Genomic DNA, 17,778 nt, shown 5'->3' with positions numbered 1-17,778 from the left:
TTTTCTAGGTGGTGGCAGGGTTCAAGGTTGTGGATAACGGGCCTTGCGCTCCAGATCGTCGAGATCGATATGGTTGCGCATGTATTGCTGACTGGCGTCTACCAGCGGCTGGTGATCCCAACTCTTCAGCTTGCCGAGGGCCAGCGATTCGGCAACGAAACGCCGACGACGCTGGCTGGCGAGCACCTGGTGGTGTATCGCCTTGATGTCCCATTTGGCCCGTGCTTCTGCCAGGAACGCGTTGAACAGGTCGCGATGGGCCGAAGACTGGCTCAACTCTTCCTGTTCCTTCGGATCGTTGTACACGTCATACAGCAGACATGGGTCCTTTTCCGAATAGATGAATTTGTAGGCACCGCGACGGATCATCATCAGCGGGCTGTTGGTGCCTTCGGCCATGTACTCGCCGAACACTTCGTCGTGACCGCCCTCGCCTTGCAGATGCGGCAGCAACGAACGGCCGTCCAGTGGCAGGCCGTTTTCCAGCCCGCCTTCAGCCAGGGCGACGAAAGTCGGCAGCAGGTCGGCGGTGGACACGGCAGCTTTCACGCGGCCAGCCTTGAACTGCCCCGGAGCGTAGACCAGCAGTGGCACGCGGGCAGACATTTCAAACCAGTGCATCTTGTACCAGAGGCCGCGCTCGCCAAGCATGTCACCGTGGTCGCCCGAGAACACGATGATGGTGTCTTCGGCAAGGCCCGTGTCTTCCAGGGTCTTCAGCAGTTTGCCGACGTTGTCGTCGATGTAGCTGCACGCACCGAAATACGCACGGCGGGCGTCGCGGATCTTGTGCTCGGGCAGCGGCTTGTCCCACAGGTCATAGACCTTGAGCAGGCGCTGGGAGTGCGGGTCCTGATCGGCCTGGGCAGGTGGCGCAGGCGGCATCGGAATCTCGTCGTCGCTGTAGAGGTTCCAGTACTCCTTGGGGATGGTGTACGGATCGTGCGGATGGGTCATCGACACCGTCAGGCAGAACGGCTGGTCGCCGTCTTCGCGCACATGGTCGAACAGGTACTGCTGGGCCTTGAACACCACTTCTTCGTCGAAATCGAGCTGGTTGGTGCGCACGCACGGGCCTGCCTGCAGCACCGACGACATGTTGTGGTACCAGGTCGGGCGCACGTCCGGCTCGTCCCAGTTCACGGCCCAGCCGTAGTCGGCGGGGTAAATGTCGCTGGTCAGGCGCTCTTCGTAGCCGTGCAGTTGATCCGGGCCGCAGAAGTGCATCTTGCCCGACAGCGCGGTGCGGTAGCCCAGACGGCGCAGGTAGTGGGCGTAAGTCGGGACATCGGCAGGAAAATCGGCAGCGTTGTCGTAGGCGCCGATCTTGCTCGGCAACTGGCCGCTGACCAAGGTGAAACGCGACGGCGCGCACAGCGGGCTGTTGCAATAAGCGGCGTCGAACACCACGCCTTCGGCGGCGAGGCGGCTCAAATTCGGCATCTTGATTGGAGATGAGGCGTAAATCGGCAACATCGGCGCGGCCATCTGATCGGCCATGATGAAAAGAATGTTCTTGCGCTTCATGTCTTCGCGGCATTCCATAGTGAATATTTATGCGAAATTGCTGTTCCAGAGAATGAGACCCATGGGATCAGCGGTAAAGCCCATAAAACGCAATGCCTAGGATAATCCACGCTTATGTTTGAATCCCTCGGTGACATGTCGTTGGACCTGCTTCGCGGTTTTGAAGCCGCTGCCCGTTTGCGCAGTTTCACGGCTGCCGCCATCGAACTGGGCACCACCCAACCGGCCATTAGCCAGCAAATCAAAAGGTTAGAAGAACAACTGGCAACGCGCCTGTTCGATCGCATCTATCGCGGAATCGAACTGACCGACGCCGGGGAGATTCTGTTCAACCACGTGCAGGCCGGTCTGCAGTCGATGGATGCGGGGCTGAGCCTGATTACTGAGCAGCATCAGCACGAGGTACTGCAGGTCGCGACCGACTTCGCCTTTGCGGCGTACTGGCTGATGCCGCGCCTGCATCGTTTTCACAAGCAGAACCCCGATGTCGACGTGAGCCTGGTCACCAGTGAACGCAGCCACAGCATGCTGCGCGCCGATATCGACGTGGCCGTGCTGTTCGGCGACGGGCGCTTCAAACAGGGCGAAAGCCACTGGCTGTTCAGCGAAGAAGTGTTCCCTGTGTGCAGCCCGCAATTGCTGGCGGGCCGCGCCCTGCCGATGCCCAACGAGGCGCTGCGCGATTATCCGTTGTTGCATTTGCGTGGCGAAGGCGGCAATAACTGGTTCGATTGGGCCGGTGTGTTTCGTGCGCTGAACATCGCCCAGGCGCCTGCGCCCGGCCAGTTGCGGTTCGACAATTACACCCTCCTGATTCAGGCTGCCATCGGTGGGCAGGGCGTGGCCATTGGCTGGCGGCATCTGGTGGATGATTTGCTGGAGCAAGGCCTGCTGTGCCGCCCGGTCGAGAGTGCGGCGATTTCGGCGTATGGGTATTACATTGTTCTGCCACAGCGCAAACGCCGGGTGCAGATTGTTCAGCGGTTTGTCGACTGGTTAAAAAGTGAGCAGGCAGTTAGCGGTGCTCTAGCACCTGTCTTGTAGGAGCGCGCTTGCCCGCGACGGCGGCGTGTCTGTGACACATTTACATCTGACAACCCGCCATCGTCCGAATGCGGCCCAGACCAAGCGCGCTCCTACAGGTTCATCGTCGATGACGATGAATGAATTCAAGATTGAGGGATTGAACATGTCACCCATTGAGGGCTACCACGCCCACGTTTACTTCGACGCCCAGACAATCGAGCAGGCCCGGGCCTTGTGCGAAACCGTTGCGGCGAAATTCGACATTCGCATGGGCCGTGTGCATGAGCGCCCTGTAGGACCGCATCCGGACTGGAGCTGCCAGTTGGCGTTTTCCCACGCGCAGTTCGCCGATGTGATGCTGTACCTGGCGCTGAATCGCAATGGGCTGGTGATCTTCATCCACCCTTCGACCGGTGATGATCTGGCCGACCACACCGAACATGCTATCTGGATGGGCGGAATCCGCGAGTTGAATGTGGGGATGTTCAGATAACGAAAGCCACTATTGTCGTCGCCGTTGTAGGAGCGCGCTTGCCCGCGACGGCAGTGTGTCTGTGACAAATTTTGTATCAGACACACCGCCATCGCGGGCAAGCGCGCTCCTACAGGGTTTTGGCGGCAGGGGACTGTCGGGGTATCAGTTCAGCACACCCTCCAGAATCTCATACACAATCCCGCTGCCCACCGCGATCAGCACGATATCCGGGCCGAGGCGGCGCCATTCGTAGCCTTCGTAACGCGGCAGGTATTGCAGCGAGCGGTCGTCCAGACGGCGGCCGTAGCCCCTTGGCAGCGGGTGGCCCTTCACGATGTGCACACCGGGCGGCAACGGTTGGCCGCGACCGATGACTTCGCGATGCTCGGAGATCGTGCGGCGAACGTCGCCGAAATCTGAAGGAGGACGGCCGCCACGATGATCGTCGCCACGGTTGTCGGCATGTTGCTCGTTGCGGTGGTCATTGCCTCGCTGCTCTTGAGGGCCGCCCTGCGGACCACCTTGCGGGCCTCGGTCCTGGTGCTGTTGACCCTGGCCGTGATCATCGTGGCCGTCACGTTGATCCGGCGGCGCTGCGTGGACCAGCGCGCTGGCGCTGACCATCAACACACCCAACCCTGCGATCAGACGATTCGAGACTTTCATGTAGCGCGCTCCTGAGCAAATTCGAGTCAGCAAAAAGGGGTTCAGAATCAGGTTCCGAACCCCTTTGCTGTACTACTTAGTCTGCTAACGAAGCTGCAGATTCCTCTGTATCAGGAACTTTACCTTCAGGCTACACGGGCCTTACGCACGCCTTCGGACAAGTCCGAACAGAGCTTCAACACGCCGCTGACCGCTTGCTCCGGCGACTGGGCATTGGCGATCTGGTCGATCAGCGCAGAACCCACCACCACACCGTCTGCAACGCGGGCGATGGCTGCGGCCTGCTCTGGCGTACGAATCCCGAAACCGACGCTGATCGGCAGGTCCGAGTGACGACGCAGACGCGCAACGGCTTCCTTGACGTGCTCGATGGTCGCCGAGCCTGCACCGGTCACGCCTGCAACCGACACATAGTAAACGAAGCCGGAGCTACCGTTGAGCACGGTCGGCAGACGCTTGTCGTCGGTGGTCGGCGTGGTCAGGCGGATGAAGTCCAGGCCGGCATCCTGCGCAGGGTCGCACAACTCGTTGTTGTGCTCTGGCGGCAGGTCGACAACGATCAGGCCATCGACGCCGGACTCATGGGCTTCGGCAATGAAACGTTCGACGCCGTAGTTGTGGATCGGGTTGTAGTAGCCCATCAGCACCAGTGGCGTGTTGCTGTCTTCAGTACGGAACTCGCGAACCATCTGCAGGGTTTTCGCCAGGTTCTGTCTGGCATCCAGCGCACGAATGTTCGCCAGCTGGATCGCCGGGCCGTCGGCCATCGGATCGGTGAAGGGCATGCCCAGCTCGATCACGTCGGCACCGGATTTTGGCAGGCCCTTGAGGATTGCCAGCGAGGTGTCATAAGACGGGTCGCCTGCGGTGATGAAGGTCACCAGGGCGGCGCGGTTTTGTTCTTTCAGCTCGGCAAAACGGGTTTGCAGGCGGCTCATCAGTGTTTCTCCTGCTGGGACAGATCCAGATGATGCATGACGGTTTGCATGTCCTTGTCACCGCGACCGGACAGGTTGACCACCATCAGGTGATCTTTTGGCAGCGTCGGTGCGCGCTTGAACACTTCGGCCAGGGCATGGGCACTTTCCAGCGCCGGGATGATGCCTTCCAGGCGGCAGCACTGGTGGAACGCGGCCAGGGCTTCGTCGTCGGTGATCGAGGTGTATTCGACGCGACCGATGTCATGCAACCAGGCGTGTTCAGGGCCGATGCCGGGGTAGTCCAGGCCTGCGGAAATCGAGTGGGCGTCGATGATCTGGCCGTCGTCGTCCTGCAGCAGGAAGGTGCGGTTGCCGTGCAGTACGCCCGGCACGCCGCCGTTCAGGCTGGCTGCGTGCTTGCCGGTCTCGATGCCGTGGCCGGCCGCTTCGACGCCGATGATTCGCACGGTGGTGTCATCCAGGAACGGGTGGAACAGCCCCATGGCGTTGGAACCGCCGCCGATGCAGGCGACCAGGCTGTCCGGCAGGCGGCCTTCCTGTTCTTGCAGCTGCTCGCGGGTTTCCTTGCCGATCACGGCCTGGAAGTCGCGAACCATCGCAGGATACGGGTGCGGACCTGCAACGGTGCCGATCAGGTAGAAGGTGCTGTCGACGTTGGTCACCCAGTCACGCAGCGCCTCGTTCATCGCATCTTTCAGGGTGCCGGTGCCGGCGACAACCGGGATCACGGTGGCGCCCAGCAGCTTCATGCGGAACACGTTCGCCTGCTGGCGCTCGATGTCGGTGGTGCCCATGTAGATCACGCATTCCAGGCCGAAACGTGCAGCCACGGTGGCCGTTGCCACGCCGTGCATGCCCGCGCCGGTCTCGGCGATGATGCGTTTCTTGCCCATGCGCCGCGCCAGCAGGATCTGGCCGATGCAGTTGTTGATCTTGTGCGCGCCGGTGTGGTTCAGCTCTTCGCGCTTGAGGTAGATCTTGGCGCCGCCGCAGTGTTCGGTCAGTCGCTCGGCGAAATACAGCGGGCTTGGACGGCCCACGTAGTCGCGCTGGAAGTAGGCCAGTTCCTTGATGAATGCAGGATCGTTCTTGGCCGCTTCGTATTCGCGGTTCAGGTCGAGGATCAGGGGCATCAGGGTTTCAGCGACGTAACGGCCGCCAAACGCGCCGAACATGCCGCGATCGTCCGGGCCATTGCGATATTGGGTCTGAGTCTGGGACATGAGGAGCTCCAATTGACTAGTGCCGAGTGACAAATAGGGTGAGCCGTTGAGGCAGTGAACACACTTTAACCAGCGCGCAGGCCGGTGAAAACCGATAAGATCGCCACAACCTGTCAGGAAAACTCACAGATATCATGAGCCGCGACCTTCCCCCGCTGAACGCCCTGCGCGCTTTCGAAGCCACTGCCCGCCTGAACAGCGTCAGTCAGGCCGCCGAACAACTGCATGTCACCCACGGCGCGGTCAGCCGGCAGTTGAAGGCGCTGGAAGAACATTTGGGCGTGAGCCTGTTCAGCAAGGAGGGGCGCGGCCTTAAACTCACAGATGCGGGTGTTCGTCTGCGCGATGCCAGCGGCGAGGCTTTCGACCGGTTGCGCAGCGTATGTGCCGAGTTGAGCCAGGGCAGCGCCGATGCGCCATTCGTTCTGGGTTGTTCGGGGAGCCTGTTGGCGCGCTGGTTCATCCCCAGGCTTGGGCGATTGAATGCAGATTTGCCGGATTTGCGCCTGCATCTGTCCGCCGGTGAAGGTGATCTCGATCCACGCCGCCCCGGGCTGGACGCATTGCTGGTGTTCGCAGAGCCACCCTGGCCTGCCGACATGCAGGTATTCGAACTGGCCAGCGAGCGGATCGGCCCGGTCATGAGCCCCCGCTTTGCGCGCTTCGAGTCCCTGCGCGCGGCGCCTGCCACTGCGCTGTTGAACGAGCCGTTGCTGCAAACCATGTCGCGCTTGCAGGCTTGGCCTAGCTGGGCGAAACACAACGGTATCAATCCCGACGCGCTGCATTACGGCCAAGGTTTCGAGCATCTGTATTACTTGCTGGAGGCCGCTGTTTCAGGCCTGGGGATCGCCATCGCACCTGAGCAGCTGGTAGCCGATGACCTGAAGGCAGGTCGCCTCGCTGCGCCATGGGGTTTCAGTGAAACCCCGGCGCAACTGGCGTTGTGGGTGCCTAAACGTGCCGCCGACGGGCGCGCCCGGCAATTGGCCCAGTGGCTGGGGCAAGAGCTGGCGCGTTCAGGCCCGGTGTAACGGTGCCCTGCATGTTCCGGTCAGTTACCGCGCTTGCACAGCAAGTACGCTGCCAGCAGACCGATTGCACCAACAGCCACACCGGCTGTAGTCCAAGGGTGTTCCTGGGCGTAATCACGGGTAGCCACGCCGGTTTCGCGGGTTTTCACTTTGACGTCTTCGTAGACATCGCTCAGCAGGCTGCGCGAATGGCTCAGCGCGCTTTCAGCGTTGGCTTTCAGAGTCTTCAGGGTTTTGCGCGACTCGTCCGAAGCGTCCGACTTCAAGCTCTCCAACGACTTGAGCAGACTTTCGATCTCGGCTTCCATGCTTTGCAGCGACGCTTTACGGGATGAGGTGAATGCCATGATTGTGACTCTCCTGCAGTGATGAGTGGCGTGTGAAGATTCCGACTACAGGGTTTTCAGAAAGTGCAGTGAAGGTTGGTCGCGGGTTTGCCCAAGGGTGATTTTTGTGAACTTTCCGGGCGTTTCTCCCGCCAGAGGTAGGGATTGAATTCGCTGCTACGCTGCAAAAGACCCCATTAGGAGAACTGCCATGTCCGATCATCGCACCTACAAAATCCTCGAACTGGTCGGCTCATCGACCACCAGCACCGACGACGCCATCCAGAATGCGATCGCCCAGGCCGCCAAGACGGTGAAGCTGCTGGAGTGGTTCGAAGTTATCGAAACCCGTGGCCACATCGAGGATGGCAAGGTGGCGCACTTCCAGGTGACCCTCAAAGTGGGCTTCCGCATCGATAACAGCTGAAAACACTGAACTTTCGAACTGGCCGAATGCCACAACCTTCACTATACATAACCCGCCGTTCGTGAATTCGGACGCGTGTTTCATGTATCGGGCCGCCCTTTTCGGGCGGCCTCTTTCGCTTGAAAAGCGCCTGACGATGGAGTGTGACCGATGAAGAAGATTCTTTTGGCGGTAGGGTTGTTGAGTATTGCGGGCACCACCATGGCAGCCGGGAAATCCTGCGATGACGTGAAGGCCGAGATCGACGCGAAGATCAAGGCCAAGGGCGTGTCGTCCTACACGTTGGAGGCGGTGGACAAAGGCAGCGCGGCGGGTGGCAAGGTTGTCGGCACCTGCGACGGCGGCAGCAAGGAGATTGTCTACAAGCGCGGCTGATTTCGGCCCGTTGTACAAAAAAACCGACGCCACTGCGTCGGTTTTTTATTGCACCGCGTAACCCGTAGGAGCGCGCTTGCTCTGGGCCGCATTCGGACGACGGCGGTTTGCCTGTAACGGATGCGTCGTCTGACACACCGCAGTCGCGGGCAAGCGCGCTCTTACAAGTACAAGGTTGGCCGGGCTCAGCCCCTGGCGACCTGCGCCAGGATTTCATACGAACGCAGCCGGTCGGCGTGTTCGTACATGTCGCAGGTGAAGATCAGCTCATCAGCATCGGTCTGCTCAAGCAGCACCTCCAGCTTGGCGCGGATCTTCTCGGGGCCGCCAACCATCGCAAGGCCCAGGAAATCCATCACCGCCTCGCGCTCGTGGGGCAGCCACAGGCCGTTCATGCTGTCCACGGGCGGCTTTTGCATCAGACTCTGGCCACGCATCAGGTTGAGGATGCGCTGGTACACCGAGGTCACCAGATAGTCGGCCTGCTCGTCAGTATCGGCGGCCGCCAGCGGCACGCCCAGCATCACGTAAGGCTTGTCCAGCACCTCGGAAGGCTGGAAATGATTGCGATAGACGCGAATCGCCTCGTGCATGTAGCGCGGCGCGAAATGCGATGCGAAGGCGTAGGGCAAACCGCGCTGGCCGGCCAGTTGCGCGCTGAACAGGCTTGAGCCCAGCAGCCAGATCGGCACGTTGGTGTTGCTGCCAGGCACGGCGATCACCCGTTGATGCGGCTGGCGCGGGCCCAGATAGCTCATCAGCTCCGCGACGTCGTCCGGGAAGTCATCGGCGCTGCCGGATCGTTCACGGCGCAGGGCGCGGGCGGTCATCTGGTCGGAGCCAGGCGCACGGCCCAGGCCCAGGTCGATGCGACCGGGAAACAGGCTTGCCAGGGTGCCGAACTGTTCGGCGATGACCAGCGGCGCATGGTTGGGCAGCATCACACCGCCGGAGCCTACGCGGATGCTCGAAGTCCCGCCCGCCAAGTACGCCAGCAACACGGAAGTCGCGGAGCTGGCGATGCCGTCCATGTTGTGGTGTTCGGCCACCCAGAAGCGGTTGTAACCCCATTTCTCGGCGTGTTGCGCCAGATCCAGCGAGTTGTGCAGGGAGACGGCCGGGCCTTTGTCCTCGCGCACCGGAACCAGATCGAGCATGGAAATCTTCACATCAGCTAAACGTTTCATAGGCTGCGGTTGATCCTCTTGGGGCCGGGCCCTGCGCCGAATAAACGGCCGGCGCGAAAGCGATACCCACATTAAGACTAAATATTTGCGTTAAGCCATAGGATAAGGCCGGATTCTCAGGTTGCAATGGGTAGCGAGAAAATCCCTACTGATTTGGTCGGAAATATGCCTAGTCATTCAGGAAAAACCTTTCGTTAAAAAAGCACAGGCGTCACAACGGTTGAACCAAGTGGCGCCTACACTCCTCTGACTTTTGTCCATGTGCGAGCCCTTCGCACCTATTTCACGAGGAGACACCATGAGCATCGTCAAGAAAGCATCCGCCCACTGGGAAGGTGATCTGAAGTCAGGCATCGGCAGCATCTCCACTGAAACCGGCGTGCTGCGTGAAGCGCCTTACGGCTTCAAGGCCCGTTTCGAAGGCGGCAAGGGCACCAACCCTGAAGAACTGATCGGCGCGGCGCACGCAGGCTGCTTCTCGATGGCACTGTCGATGATCCTCGGTGGCGAGAACCTGAAGGCCGACAGCATCGACACCACTGCCGACGTCACCCTGGACCAGGTCGATGGCGGCTTCGCGATCACCGCGGTTCACCTGACCCTCAAGGCCAAGGTGCCGGGCGCGACCCAGGAGCAGTTCGAGCGCCTGACCCAAGCCGCGAAAGAAGGCTGCCCGGTCTCCAAGGTGCTAAACGCCAAGATCACATTGGACGCCACACTGGTCAGCTGATAACTGCCCTGTAGCAACTTCGATGGCCCGCAATTGCGGGTCATTGTCGTTATGGGACCGGTAGAACCGGCCGGGCACGGCAAGGTCTGATGCAATGCCGCTGCGCAGCGCACGGCTTTAGGAGCCCCACATGAAACGTATTGTGTTAACCCTGATCGTCAGCGCCCTGACCACCAGTGCCTTCGCCGCGCCCAAGCCCTGCGAAGAACTCAAGGCCGAGATCGAAGCCAAGATCCAGGCGCAGAACGTCAGTTCCTACACCCTCGAGATCGTCAGCAACGAAGAGGTTCACGATCAGAATATGGTCGTGGGTTCGTGCGAAAACGGCACCAAAAAGATCATCTACCAGAAGAATGATCGGTAACCTGCAAACCCTGAGCTAGGGAATGCAGAAGATCTCACCCTCTTCGGCCAGCACCTTGCGCTGTTCGTCACGCAGTTGCGCGTCGATGCTGTTGGCGACGTGGCGCACATCCAGGCGATAACGATGGCCCGCTTCGAAATGGTCGTAGTTGACCGTGACGTAGCAGGTCAGCTCGTTGTAGATGTCCATCGACAGGCCCAGGCCGCCGGGTGCGTATTCATAGTCATAACGCACTTCGAGCTTGTGTTTGCCCGGCGATACCTGAAAGAAGCGGCCGTCTTCGGTGCGCTTGCCGTCGAGCTTGTCGGCCATCAGCGTCTTGCCGGTGTAGGTGTGCAGATCGACCCAGGCTTGTTGCGGGTCAACGGCGGGGAGCGGCCCTGCACAGCCAGCCAGAAGGCTCAGGGCGATGATCGACAGGGGCAGGCGCATGACAGACTCCGCATTAGGCAGATGACGGGGATGGTTGCGTCAGGGGCCGGGTCTGCGGCATAACGCTGGGGCTTTATACCCCTCATGTATTTCGACGGTAAGGCCGCCGCATGATTCGAAACAAAAAGCAGTGGCTGCTGCGCGGCCTGTCCATGCTGGCGATTTTACTCCTCAGCGGCTGTTCCAGTCTTTCCTATTACACGCAATTGGCCGAAGGCCAGCTGGACCTGCTGCGCGCCCGTGAACCGGTGGCAGATGTGATTGCCGACCCCCAGCGCGACCCCAAACTGCGCGAGCACCTGCGCAAGGCGCAACAGGCTCGTGAGTTCGCGAGCCAGCACCTGCATCTGCCGGACAACCAGAGTTACCGGCTGTACGCCGACATCCACCGCCAGTATGTGGTCTGGAATGTCTTCGCCACGGGAGAGTTCTCGCTGGACCCGGTCACCCACTGTTTCCCCATTGCCGGCTGCGTGGCGTATCGCGGCTATTACAGCCAGGGCGCGGCGCGGGGCGAGGCGGCGTTGCAGAAGCTTGACGGCAAGGATGTCTACGTCAGTGGCGTGGAGGCCTATTCGACGCTGGGCTGGTTCGATGATCCGATCATCAGCTCGATGATGAACTGGGGCGACGAGCGCCTGGCGACCCTGATCTTCCACGAGCTGGCGCACCAGCGCTTCTACGTGCAGGACGACAGTGAGTTCAACGAGTCCTACGCCACCTTCGTCGAGCAGGAGGGCACGCGGCAATGGCGCGCTGCCCGGGGCCTGCCGGCTGAAGGCGCGTCATCCGAAAGCCAGCGCAGGGATCAACTGACCACACTGGTGCTAGCCACGCGGGACCGGCTCAAGGCGCTGTACGCCGAGCCACTGAGCCCGGAAGTGATGCGCCAGCGCAAGGCCGCTGAGTTCGAACGGCTGCGCAGCGAATACCGGACGATGCGCGACAGCCAATGGAGTGGCGACAAGCGCTTTGACACTTGGGTCTACGCGCCGATGAACAACGCCCGGCTACTGCCCATCGGCCTTTATGACCAATGGACGCCCGCGTTCGCGGCGCTGTTCAAGCAGGTTGGCGGCGACTGGCCTGCATTTTTCGCAGCGGTGGAGAAGATGGGTGCTTTGCCCAAGGATCAGCGCAAGGCGGCGTTGGAGCGTTTGTCGAAAATCTGACCTCTGTAGGAGCGCGCTTGCCCGCGACCGCGGTGTGTCTGTTACAGACTCATTGTCTGACACACCGCAGTCGCGGGCAAGCGCGCTCCTACAAATGTCCTCAGGGCTTGAGGAACGCCTCACGCAGTGCCTTCACCGACTCGAAATGATAGGTCGGCGCCTCGGCTTCCAGCTCCTCGCGGCTGCCAAACCCGTACCCCACCGCCGCCACATCCAGCCCGTTCCGCTTGCCGCCGATCAGGTCATGTTTGCGGTCGCCGATCATCAGCGTCTGTTTGGGATCGAGCTTTTCCTCGTCCAGCAGATGCCGGATCAGCTCGACCTTGTCGGTCCGCGTACCGTCCAGTTCACTGCCGTAGATCAGCTTGAAGTGCCGGGCGAAGTCGAAATGCCGGGCGATTTCATGGGCGAACACCCAAGGCTTGGAGGTCGCGATGAACAGCGTGCGGCCTTGATCGGACAGCAGGTCGAGCAGTTCGAAAATGCCGTCGAACACCAGGTTTTCGTACAGCCCGGTGACCTTGAAACGCTCGCGGTAGAAACCCACCGCCTCCCAGGCACGGGCTTCGTCGAAGTCATAGGCGCGCATGAACTGTTGCAACAGCGGTGGCCCGATGAAGTGTTCAAGCTGGGTGATGTCGGGTTCGTCGATGCCCAGCTTGCTCAGGGCGAACTGGATCGAACGGGTGATGCCTTCGCGAGGATCGGTCAGGGTGCCGTCCAGGTCGAACAGGATATTCTGGTAATGCATGTCGTCTCTCGTTTGCGGCCGGGGATCAGCAGGGCTTGTCGAAGCCTTCGGCCAGGTGCTGATCTTTCAATTTCACGTAATTGGTGGCGCTGTAGGGGAAGAAGGCAATTTCCTTCTCGGTCAGCGGGCGCGCCTGTTTCACCGGGCGGCCCACGTACAGAAAGCCGCTTTCCAGGCGCTTGCCCGGTGGCACCAGGCTGCCGGCGCCGATGATGACTTCGTCCTCGACCACGGCGCCGTCCATGATCGTGCTGCCCATGCCGATCAGGATGCGGCTGCCGATGGTGCAGCCGTGCAGCATGACCTTGTGGCCGATGGTCACCTCATCGCCGATCAGCAGCGGGAAGCCGTCCGGGTTGAACGGGCCTGCGTGGGTGATGTGCAACACGCTGCCGTCCTGCACGCTGGTGCGCGCGCCGATACGGATGCGGTGCATGTCGCCGCGAATCACCGTCAGCGGCCAGACGGAGCTGTCCGCGCCGATTTCGACATCACCGATAACAATTGCCGAATGGTCGACGAAAGCCCGCTCGCCAAGGGCCGGCGTGTGATTCTGGAATTTTCGGATCGCCACAATAGGCTCCTTCTCTGATGCTGATAGCTGCGGTCAGCGCCGATTGTAATTAAGATGCTCAGGTGTTTCTTCCAGCCAAGGTGCCAAACCGTGAGCGCGAACAACCCTCTTTTGCAATCCTACGACCTGCCACCTTTCTCGGCGATCCGCGCCGAGCACGTAAAACCTGCCATTGACCAGATTCTTGCCGACAACCGCGCCGCGATTGCCGACATCCTCGCCAAGCAAGGCACGCAGCCTACATGGGCTGGCCTGGTGCTGGCGATGGACGAGTTGAATGACCGCCTGGGCGCTGCCTGGAGCCCGGTCAGCCACCTGAACGCCGTGTGCAACAGCGCCGAACTGCGCGAAGCCTATGAATCCTGCCTGCCCGGCTTGAGCGCCTATTCGACCGAAATGGGCCAGAACCGCGAGCTGTTCCAGGCCTTCGAAGCCCTGGCCAACAGCCCGGAAGCCGCCGGTTTCGACGTCGCCCAGAAGACCATTCTGGAGCACTCACTGCGTGACTTCCGCCTGTCGGGCATCGATCTGCCGCCCGAGCAGCAGAAACGTTACGCCGAAGTGCAGAGCAAACTGTCGGAGCTGGGCAGCCAGTTCTCCAACCAGTTGCTCGACGCCACCCAAGCCTGGACCAAGCACGTCACCGACGAAGCGGCGCTCGCCGGCCTGACCGATTCGGCCAAGGCGCAAATGGCCGCTGCGGCCCAGGCAAAAGGTCTGGAAGGTTACCTCATCACCCTGGAATTCCCGAGCTACTACGCGGTGATGACCTACGCCCAGGACCGTGCGCTGCGCGAGCAAGTCTACGCCGCGTACTGCACCCGCGCCTCCGACCAAGGCCCGAACGCCGGCAAGAACGACAACGGCCCGGTGATGGAGCAGATCCTCGATTTGCGCCAGGAACTGGCCAAACTGTTGGGTTTTGCCAGCTTCTCGGAACTGAGCCTGGCGACCAAGATGGCTGAATCCAGCGATCAGGTACTGAGCTTCCTGCGTGACCTGGCCAAGCGCAGCAAGCCGTTCGCCGCACAGGACCTGGTGCAGTTGAAGGCTTACGCCGCCGAGCAAGGCTGCCCGGATCTGCAAAGCTGGGACAGCGGTTTCTACGGCGAGAAGCTGCGCGAACAGCGCTACAGCGTTTCCCAGGAAGCCCTGCGCGCCTATTTCCCGATCGACAAGGTGCTGGGCGGCCTGTTCGCCATTGTGCAAAAACTGTACGGCATCGAAATCACCGAGCAGAAAGGTTTCGATACCTGGCACCCTGACGTTCGCCTGTTCGAAATCAAGGAAAACGGCCAGCACGTCGGCCGCTTCTTCTTCGACCTCTACGCCCGTGCCAACAAGCGTGGCGGTGCATGGATGGACGGTGCCCGCGATCGCCGCCGCACCTCGGCAGGCTCGCTGCAGAGCCCGGTGGCCAACCTGGTGTGCAACTTCACTCCGGCAGACTCGGGCAAACCTGCCCTGCTGACCCACGATGAAGTCACCACCCTGTTCCACGAATTCGGTCATGGCCTGCACCACCTGCTGACCCGCGTCGAGCACGCCGGCGCTTCGGGCATCAACGGCGTGGCGTGGGATGCGGTCGAGCTGCCAAGCCAGTTCATGGAAAACTGGTGCTGGGAGCCCGAAGGCCTGGCGCTGATCTCCGGACACTATGAGACCGGCGAGCCGCTGCCTCAGGATTTGCTGGAAAAAATGCTGGCAGCGAAGAACTTCCAGTCCGGCCTGATGATGGTGCGTCAGCTGGAATTCTCGCTGTTCGACTTCGAACTGCATGCCACCCACGGCGACGGTCGCACCACGCTGCAAGTGCTCGAAGGCGTGCGCGACGAGGTGTCGGTCATGCGTCCACCGGCGTACAACCGCTTCCCGAACAGCTTTGCGCACATCTTCGCCGGGGGTTATGCGGCGGGCTATTACAGCTATAAGTGGGCTGAAGTGCTGTCGGCCGATGCCTTCTCCAAGTTCGAAGAAGACGGCGTGCTCAATGCCGAAACCGGCCGCGCGTTCCGCGAGGCGATCCTGGCCCGTGGTGGCTCCCAGGCGCCGATGGTGCTGTTCGTCGACTTCCGCGGGCGTGAGCCTTCGATTGACGCGCTGTTGCGTCATTCCGGCCTGAGCGAGGACGCGGCAGCATGAGCGACACACCTCGCGTGGTGACCAAGAAGCGCTTCATTGCCGGGGCTGTATGCCCGGCGTGCAGCGAGTCTGACAAGCTGATGATGTGGAACGAAGACGACGTTCCGCATCGCGAATGCGTGCATTGCGGCTACGCGGACACGCTCAACGCCCAGGGCCAGTCAGTGCCCAAGGAGTTGGGTACGCGGGTCAACAAGGCGCCGGTGAAACCAGCCGATCCGAAGGTGCAGGGCGTGCAGTTCTTCCCTAATCCGAAGTTGAAGAAGCCGGTTGATCCCAGCTGAGGTATGACGCAAACCTTGTAGGAGCGCGCTTGCCCGCGACGGCGGTGTGTCCCCGACGCATTCATCGCCTGACACTCCGCGGTCGCGGGCAAGCGCGCTCCTACAGTCGCCACAAGATTGTGGGTACGCCGGCCACGTCGGTCTTCTGAAACCAGCCCTTGATCGCGCAGCTCGCCAGCGCGCTGGTGCTGCACGCGCCGCTTTGATAGGCCGTTTTCAGCGCCTGAACATCCACCTTGTCGATGTAGGCAATTCCCCGCTTGAGATTGTCTTCATCGCCATACCCGCCGTGGGTCATCTCTTCCACCGCCTGTTCCTTGGTCCAGCCCTGCACCACGATCCGGTACATCGCCGCTATCAGGCCGGTGCGGTCCTGGCCGTGTTTGCAGTGCATCAGTACCGGACCTCGCTGCTGCGCCGTTTCAATCGCGTGCAGGCTTTTGATCACGTCGGCATCGTCGATGTGCACGGTTTGCAGCGGAATCTGAACCTGGGTCACGGCTGGATCTGCCAGCCATTTGCTGTCGCTTTCCTTGATGAAGTTCACCACGGTCATGATGCCAAGCTGCTTGAGCAAGGGCTGCGCATCGGCGTCCGGCTGGCGGCTGCGGTACAGGGTGGGCGTGATCCGATACAGGTTGTAACCGGTGTTGATCGGTTGCGCCCACTGCGCAGGGCGGGATGCAGGCGTGGGTGCCGTCGTGTCACTGGCCTGCGCCAACGACACAGTCGAAACAGCCAGCAGGCAGGCGAACAGCATGGCGGGCAAACGAGGAAGCATGGTGGATGGCCGGTGGCGGAAGAAGTGCAGCGAGTCTGTGCCGCCGCCGGTCAAGGCGATGTCGGGTAAATGTCAAAGCCGTGTTGATTGCCATTGATCGGTGCCTTGGGGATTTTTGTCGGCTGCCCGTGGAGAGACGGGGCGTTTCGCGATACTGTATATATGAACAGTTATCCAGAGGCGCGCATGTCCATTTCCCTGCCCCCGCGCGGCCGCGGCACCGCGACCAATCCCCACAACCGTTTCGCGCCCAATCGCTCGGTGGTCGAGGACGACGGCTGGTATCAGGAAGTGCCGCTGACCCAAGGCACCACCGTTACCCTGGAAACGGCCAAGAGCATCATCGCCCGCAACTCCTCGCCGGACATCCCGTTCGACCGCTCCATCAACCCGTACCGGGGGTGCGAGCACGGTTGCATCTATTGCTACGCCCGGCCCAGCCACGCCTATTGGGACATGTCGCCGGGGCTGGATTTCGAGACCAGGCTGATCGCCAAGACCAACGCGGCCAGTTTGCTTGAGCAGCAATTGTCCAAGCCGGGTTACAGCGTGGCGCCCATCACCCTGGGTGCCAACACCGACCCGTATCAGCCCATCGAGCGCGAACACAAGCTCACACGGGCCATCCTCGAAGTGCTGCTGCGCTACCGGCATCCGGTGACGATCATCACCAAGGGGTCGTTGATTCTGCGGGACCTGGACCTGCTGGCCGAGCTTGCAAAGCTGCGGCTGGTGTCGGTGTTCATCAGCCTGACGTCACTGGACGACGAACTCAAACGCATCCTTGAGCCACGTGCCGCGGCGCCCAAGGCCAGGCTGCGGGCGATCCGGGTGCTGCGCGATGCGGGCGTGCCGGTCGGCGTGTTGCTGGCGCCGATCATCCCCATGATCAACGACATGGAGCTTGAGCGAATGATGAGCGAGGCCAAGGCCGCCGGCGCGCTGAGTGCCAGCTACGTGATGCTGCGCCTGCCGCTGGAAGTCGCGCCGCTGTTCGAGGAGTGGCTGCAGGCGCACTACCCGCAACGGGCCGAGCACGTGATGAGCCTGGTGCGCCAGAGCCGTGGCGGGCAGGTGTACGACAGCCGCTTCGGTTCTCGGATGCGCGGCGAAGGGGTGTTCGCCGAGCTGCTCGCACAGCGCTACAGTATTGCAATGCGCAAGCTGGAGCTGAACCGGCGCGACAGTTTCAGGCTCGATTGTGAGGCGTTCTGCCCACCGGGTGGTCAGATGTCACTGTTGTGACTCGTGTGGCGTCTTAACTGTCAGCAATTGCACCCGTAGCAGCACGGCTTGCCGGCGGGGCGGTGTGTCAGCCAACGTATCATTAACTGAACCACC

21 protein-coding genes are annotated in these 17,778 nt (G+C 61.3%); 11 read left to right on the top strand and 10 right to left on the bottom strand.

All coding sequences use genetic code 11. The features are described from left to right. Positions 1-21: 21 nt before the first annotated feature. Positions 22-1,527: a choline-sulfatase gene (gene betC, locus ACIPOO_RS25050; protein ID WP_400610539.1), complete on the bottom strand. Its 1,506-nt coding sequence runs from the start codon at positions 1,525-1,527 to the stop codon at positions 22-24. Positions 1,528-1,641: 114 nt separating this feature from the next. Here betC and ACIPOO_RS25045 point away from each other — a divergent pair, with 114 nt between their 5' ends. Together ACIPOO_RS25045 and ACIPOO_RS25040 are read left to right on the top strand one after the other, a co-directional pair. Further along, positions 1,642-2,571, top strand: a complete 930-nt coding sequence (locus ACIPOO_RS25045) for a choline sulfate utilization transcriptional regulator (protein ID WP_400610537.1) — start codon at positions 1,642-1,644, stop codon at positions 2,569-2,571. Positions 2,572-2,716: 145 nt separating this feature from the next. Beyond that, positions 2,717-3,046, top strand: coding sequence for a DOPA 4,5-dioxygenase family protein (locus tag ACIPOO_RS25040; protein WP_274132057.1), 330 nt, complete (start codon positions 2,717-2,719; stop codon positions 3,044-3,046). Between the two features lie 144 nt (positions 3,047-3,190). Here the strand turns inward: ACIPOO_RS25040 and ACIPOO_RS25035 are convergent, their stop codons facing one another. From ACIPOO_RS25035 to trpB, 3 genes are all read right to left on the bottom strand, one after another. Next, positions 3,191-3,694, bottom strand: coding sequence for an anti-virulence regulator CigR family protein (locus tag ACIPOO_RS25035; protein WP_400610535.1), 504 nt, complete (start codon positions 3,692-3,694; stop codon positions 3,191-3,193). Between the two features lie 125 nt (positions 3,695-3,819). Beyond that, positions 3,820-4,632 (bottom strand): tryptophan synthase subunit alpha, encoded by an 813-nt coding sequence (gene trpA, locus ACIPOO_RS25030; protein ID WP_400610533.1) that lies wholly within the window; start codon positions 4,630-4,632, stop codon positions 3,820-3,822. Further along, positions 4,632-5,858 carry a tryptophan synthase subunit beta gene (trpB, locus tag ACIPOO_RS25025; protein WP_400610531.1) on the bottom strand — a complete coding sequence of 409 codons (1,227 nt, stop codon included), beginning with the start codon at positions 5,856-5,858 and terminating at the stop codon, positions 4,632-4,634. Before trpB ends, trpA begins: the two co-directional genes overlap by 1 nt. Before the next feature lie 134 nt (positions 5,859-5,992). Here trpB and ACIPOO_RS25020 point away from each other — a divergent pair, with 134 nt between their 5' ends. After that, positions 5,993-6,892, top strand: coding sequence for a LysR family transcriptional regulator (locus ACIPOO_RS25020; RefSeq protein ID WP_400610529.1), 900 nt, complete (start codon positions 5,993-5,995; stop codon positions 6,890-6,892). Positions 6,893-6,912: 20 nt separating this feature from the next. On the opposite strand, the gene ACIPOO_RS25015 is transcribed toward ACIPOO_RS25020, so the two are convergent. Continuing rightward, a complete protein-coding gene (locus ACIPOO_RS25015) occupies positions 6,913-7,239 on the bottom strand; it encodes a YqjD family protein (protein ID WP_120128247.1) in 327 nt (108 codons plus the stop codon). A 190-nt stretch (positions 7,240-7,429) separates the two neighbouring features. Between ACIPOO_RS25015 and ACIPOO_RS25010 the strand changes: the two genes are divergently transcribed. Then, positions 7,430-7,645 carry a dodecin gene (locus tag ACIPOO_RS25010; protein WP_274132047.1) on the top strand — a complete coding sequence of 72 codons (216 nt, stop codon included), beginning with the start codon at positions 7,430-7,432 and terminating at the stop codon, positions 7,643-7,645. 150 nt (positions 7,646-7,795) lie between these two features. Continuing rightward, the gene (locus tag ACIPOO_RS25005) at positions 7,796-8,020 is read left to right on the top strand and encodes a DUF1161 domain-containing protein (protein ID WP_400610527.1); all 225 of its coding nucleotides are present in this window, start codon (positions 7,796-7,798) and stop codon (positions 8,018-8,020) included. A 185-nt stretch (positions 8,021-8,205) separates the two neighbouring features. On the opposite strand, the gene ACIPOO_RS25000 is transcribed toward ACIPOO_RS25005, so the two are convergent. After that, entirely contained in the window at positions 8,206-9,207 is a 1,002-nt protein-coding gene (locus ACIPOO_RS25000) for an LLM class flavin-dependent oxidoreductase (RefSeq protein WP_274132045.1), read from the bottom strand. Positions 9,208-9,505: 298 nt separating this feature from the next. Here ACIPOO_RS25000 and ACIPOO_RS24995 point away from each other — a divergent pair, with 298 nt between their 5' ends. Together ACIPOO_RS24995 and ACIPOO_RS24990 are read left to right on the top strand one after the other, a co-directional pair. Further along, positions 9,506-9,937, top strand: a complete 432-nt coding sequence (locus tag ACIPOO_RS24995) for an OsmC family protein (RefSeq protein ID WP_274132044.1) — start codon at positions 9,506-9,508, stop codon at positions 9,935-9,937. A 130-nt stretch (positions 9,938-10,067) separates the two neighbouring features. Continuing rightward, complete coding sequence (locus tag ACIPOO_RS24990) at positions 10,068-10,301, top strand: DUF1161 domain-containing protein (RefSeq protein ID WP_400610524.1); 234 nt, start codon at positions 10,068-10,070, stop codon at positions 10,299-10,301. A gap of 15 nt (positions 10,302-10,316) precedes the next feature. Here ACIPOO_RS24990 and ACIPOO_RS24985 read toward each other — a convergent pair whose 3' ends face one another. Further along, on the bottom strand, positions 10,317-10,733 hold the full coding sequence (locus tag ACIPOO_RS24985) for a hypothetical protein (RefSeq protein ID WP_274132042.1): 417 nt from the start codon (positions 10,731-10,733) through the stop codon (positions 10,317-10,319). A gap of 110 nt (positions 10,734-10,843) precedes the next feature. Between ACIPOO_RS24985 and ACIPOO_RS24980 the strand changes: the two genes are divergently transcribed. Continuing rightward, a complete protein-coding gene (locus tag ACIPOO_RS24980; protein ID WP_400610523.1) occupies positions 10,844-11,905 on the top strand; it encodes an aminopeptidase in 1,062 nt (353 codons plus the stop codon). Positions 11,906-12,005: 100 nt separating this feature from the next. Here ACIPOO_RS24980 and ACIPOO_RS24975 read toward each other — a convergent pair whose 3' ends face one another. Both ACIPOO_RS24975 and ACIPOO_RS24970 read right to left on the bottom strand, forming a co-directional pair. Beyond that, on the bottom strand, positions 12,006-12,656 hold the full coding sequence (locus ACIPOO_RS24975) for an HAD family hydrolase (protein ID WP_400610521.1): 651 nt from the start codon (positions 12,654-12,656) through the stop codon (positions 12,006-12,008). Between the two features lie 25 nt (positions 12,657-12,681). Next, positions 12,682-13,230, bottom strand: a complete 549-nt coding sequence (locus ACIPOO_RS24970; protein ID WP_400610519.1) for a gamma carbonic anhydrase family protein — start codon at positions 13,228-13,230, stop codon at positions 12,682-12,684. A 90-nt stretch (positions 13,231-13,320) separates the two neighbouring features. On the opposite strand from ACIPOO_RS24970, the gene prlC reads away from it, so the two are divergent. After that, positions 13,321-15,372, top strand: a complete 2,052-nt coding sequence (gene prlC, locus ACIPOO_RS24965) for an oligopeptidase A (RefSeq protein WP_400610517.1) — start codon at positions 13,321-13,323, stop codon at positions 15,370-15,372. Next, entirely contained in the window at positions 15,369-15,656 is a 288-nt protein-coding gene (locus tag ACIPOO_RS24960; RefSeq protein WP_274132037.1) for a YheV family putative zinc ribbon protein, read from the top strand. Before prlC ends, ACIPOO_RS24960 begins: the two co-directional genes overlap by 4 nt. A 100-nt stretch (positions 15,657-15,756) precedes the next feature. Here ACIPOO_RS24960 and ACIPOO_RS24955 read toward each other — a convergent pair whose 3' ends face one another. Beyond that, entirely contained in the window at positions 15,757-16,437 is a 681-nt protein-coding gene (locus ACIPOO_RS24955; RefSeq protein ID WP_400610514.1) for a dual specificity protein phosphatase family protein, read from the bottom strand. A gap of 186 nt (positions 16,438-16,623) precedes the next feature. Between ACIPOO_RS24955 and ACIPOO_RS24950 the strand changes: the two genes are divergently transcribed. Then, positions 16,624-17,682: a PA0069 family radical SAM protein gene (locus tag ACIPOO_RS24950; RefSeq protein WP_400610512.1), complete on the top strand. Its 1,059-nt coding sequence runs from the start codon at positions 16,624-16,626 to the stop codon at positions 17,680-17,682. The last annotated feature ends 96 nt before the right edge of the window (positions 17,683-17,778 follow it).

Origin of the sequence: Pseudomonas sp. NPDC090201, from assembly GCF_044746825.1 — a bacterium.
GTDB lineage: Bacteria > Pseudomonadota > Gammaproteobacteria > Pseudomonadales > Pseudomonadaceae > Aquipseudomonas > Aquipseudomonas putida_AD.
The sequence above is the reverse complement of the archived record's forward strand: the minus strand, read 5'-3'. Positions and strand labels throughout refer to the sequence as shown.

Coding starts and splice junctions, on each gene's coding strand:
- ACIPOO_RS24955 (WP_400610514.1), bottom strand. CDS start 16,437: ATGCTTCCTCGTTTGCCCGCCATGCTGTTCGCCTGCCTGCTGGCTGTT.
- trpB (WP_400610531.1), bottom strand. CDS start 5,858: ATGTCCCAGACTCAGACCCAATATCGCAATGGCCCGGACGATCGCGGC.
- ACIPOO_RS25000 (WP_274132045.1), bottom strand. CDS start 9,207: ATGAAACGTTTAGCTGATGTGAAGATTTCCATGCTCGATCTGGTTCCG.
- betC (WP_400610539.1), bottom strand. CDS start 1,527: ATGAAGCGCAAGAACATTCTTTTCATCATGGCCGATCAGATGGCCGCG.
- ACIPOO_RS25045 (WP_400610537.1), top strand. CDS start 1,642: ATGTTTGAATCCCTCGGTGACATGTCGTTGGACCTGCTTCGCGGTTTT.
- ACIPOO_RS24975 (WP_400610521.1), bottom strand. CDS start 12,656: ATGCATTACCAGAATATCCTGTTCGACCTGGACGGCACCCTGACCGAT.
- ACIPOO_RS25015 (WP_120128247.1), bottom strand. CDS start 7,239: ATGGCATTCACCTCATCCCGTAAAGCGTCGCTGCAAAGCATGGAAGCC.
- ACIPOO_RS24980 (WP_400610523.1), top strand. CDS start 10,844: ATGATTCGAAACAAAAAGCAGTGGCTGCTGCGCGGCCTGTCCATGCTG.
- trpA (WP_400610533.1), bottom strand. CDS start 4,632: ATGAGCCGCCTGCAAACCCGTTTTGCCGAGCTGAAAGAACAAAACCGC.
- ACIPOO_RS25040 (WP_274132057.1), top strand. CDS start 2,717: ATGTCACCCATTGAGGGCTACCACGCCCACGTTTACTTCGACGCCCAG.
- ACIPOO_RS24995 (WP_274132044.1), top strand. CDS start 9,506: ATGAGCATCGTCAAGAAAGCATCCGCCCACTGGGAAGGTGATCTGAAG.
- ACIPOO_RS25020 (WP_400610529.1), top strand. CDS start 5,993: ATGAGCCGCGACCTTCCCCCGCTGAACGCCCTGCGCGCTTTCGAAGCC.
- ACIPOO_RS24960 (WP_274132037.1), top strand. CDS start 15,369: ATGAGCGACACACCTCGCGTGGTGACCAAGAAGCGCTTCATTGCCGGG.
- ACIPOO_RS24990 (WP_400610524.1), top strand. CDS start 10,068: ATGAAACGTATTGTGTTAACCCTGATCGTCAGCGCCCTGACCACCAGT.
- ACIPOO_RS24985 (WP_274132042.1), bottom strand. CDS start 10,733: ATGCGCCTGCCCCTGTCGATCATCGCCCTGAGCCTTCTGGCTGGCTGT.
- ACIPOO_RS25010 (WP_274132047.1), top strand. CDS start 7,430: ATGTCCGATCATCGCACCTACAAAATCCTCGAACTGGTCGGCTCATCG.
- ACIPOO_RS24950 (WP_400610512.1), top strand. CDS start 16,624: ATGTCCATTTCCCTGCCCCCGCGCGGCCGCGGCACCGCGACCAATCCC.
- ACIPOO_RS25035 (WP_400610535.1), bottom strand. CDS start 3,694: ATGAAAGTCTCGAATCGTCTGATCGCAGGGTTGGGTGTGTTGATGGTC.
- ACIPOO_RS25005 (WP_400610527.1), top strand. CDS start 7,796: ATGAAGAAGATTCTTTTGGCGGTAGGGTTGTTGAGTATTGCGGGCACC.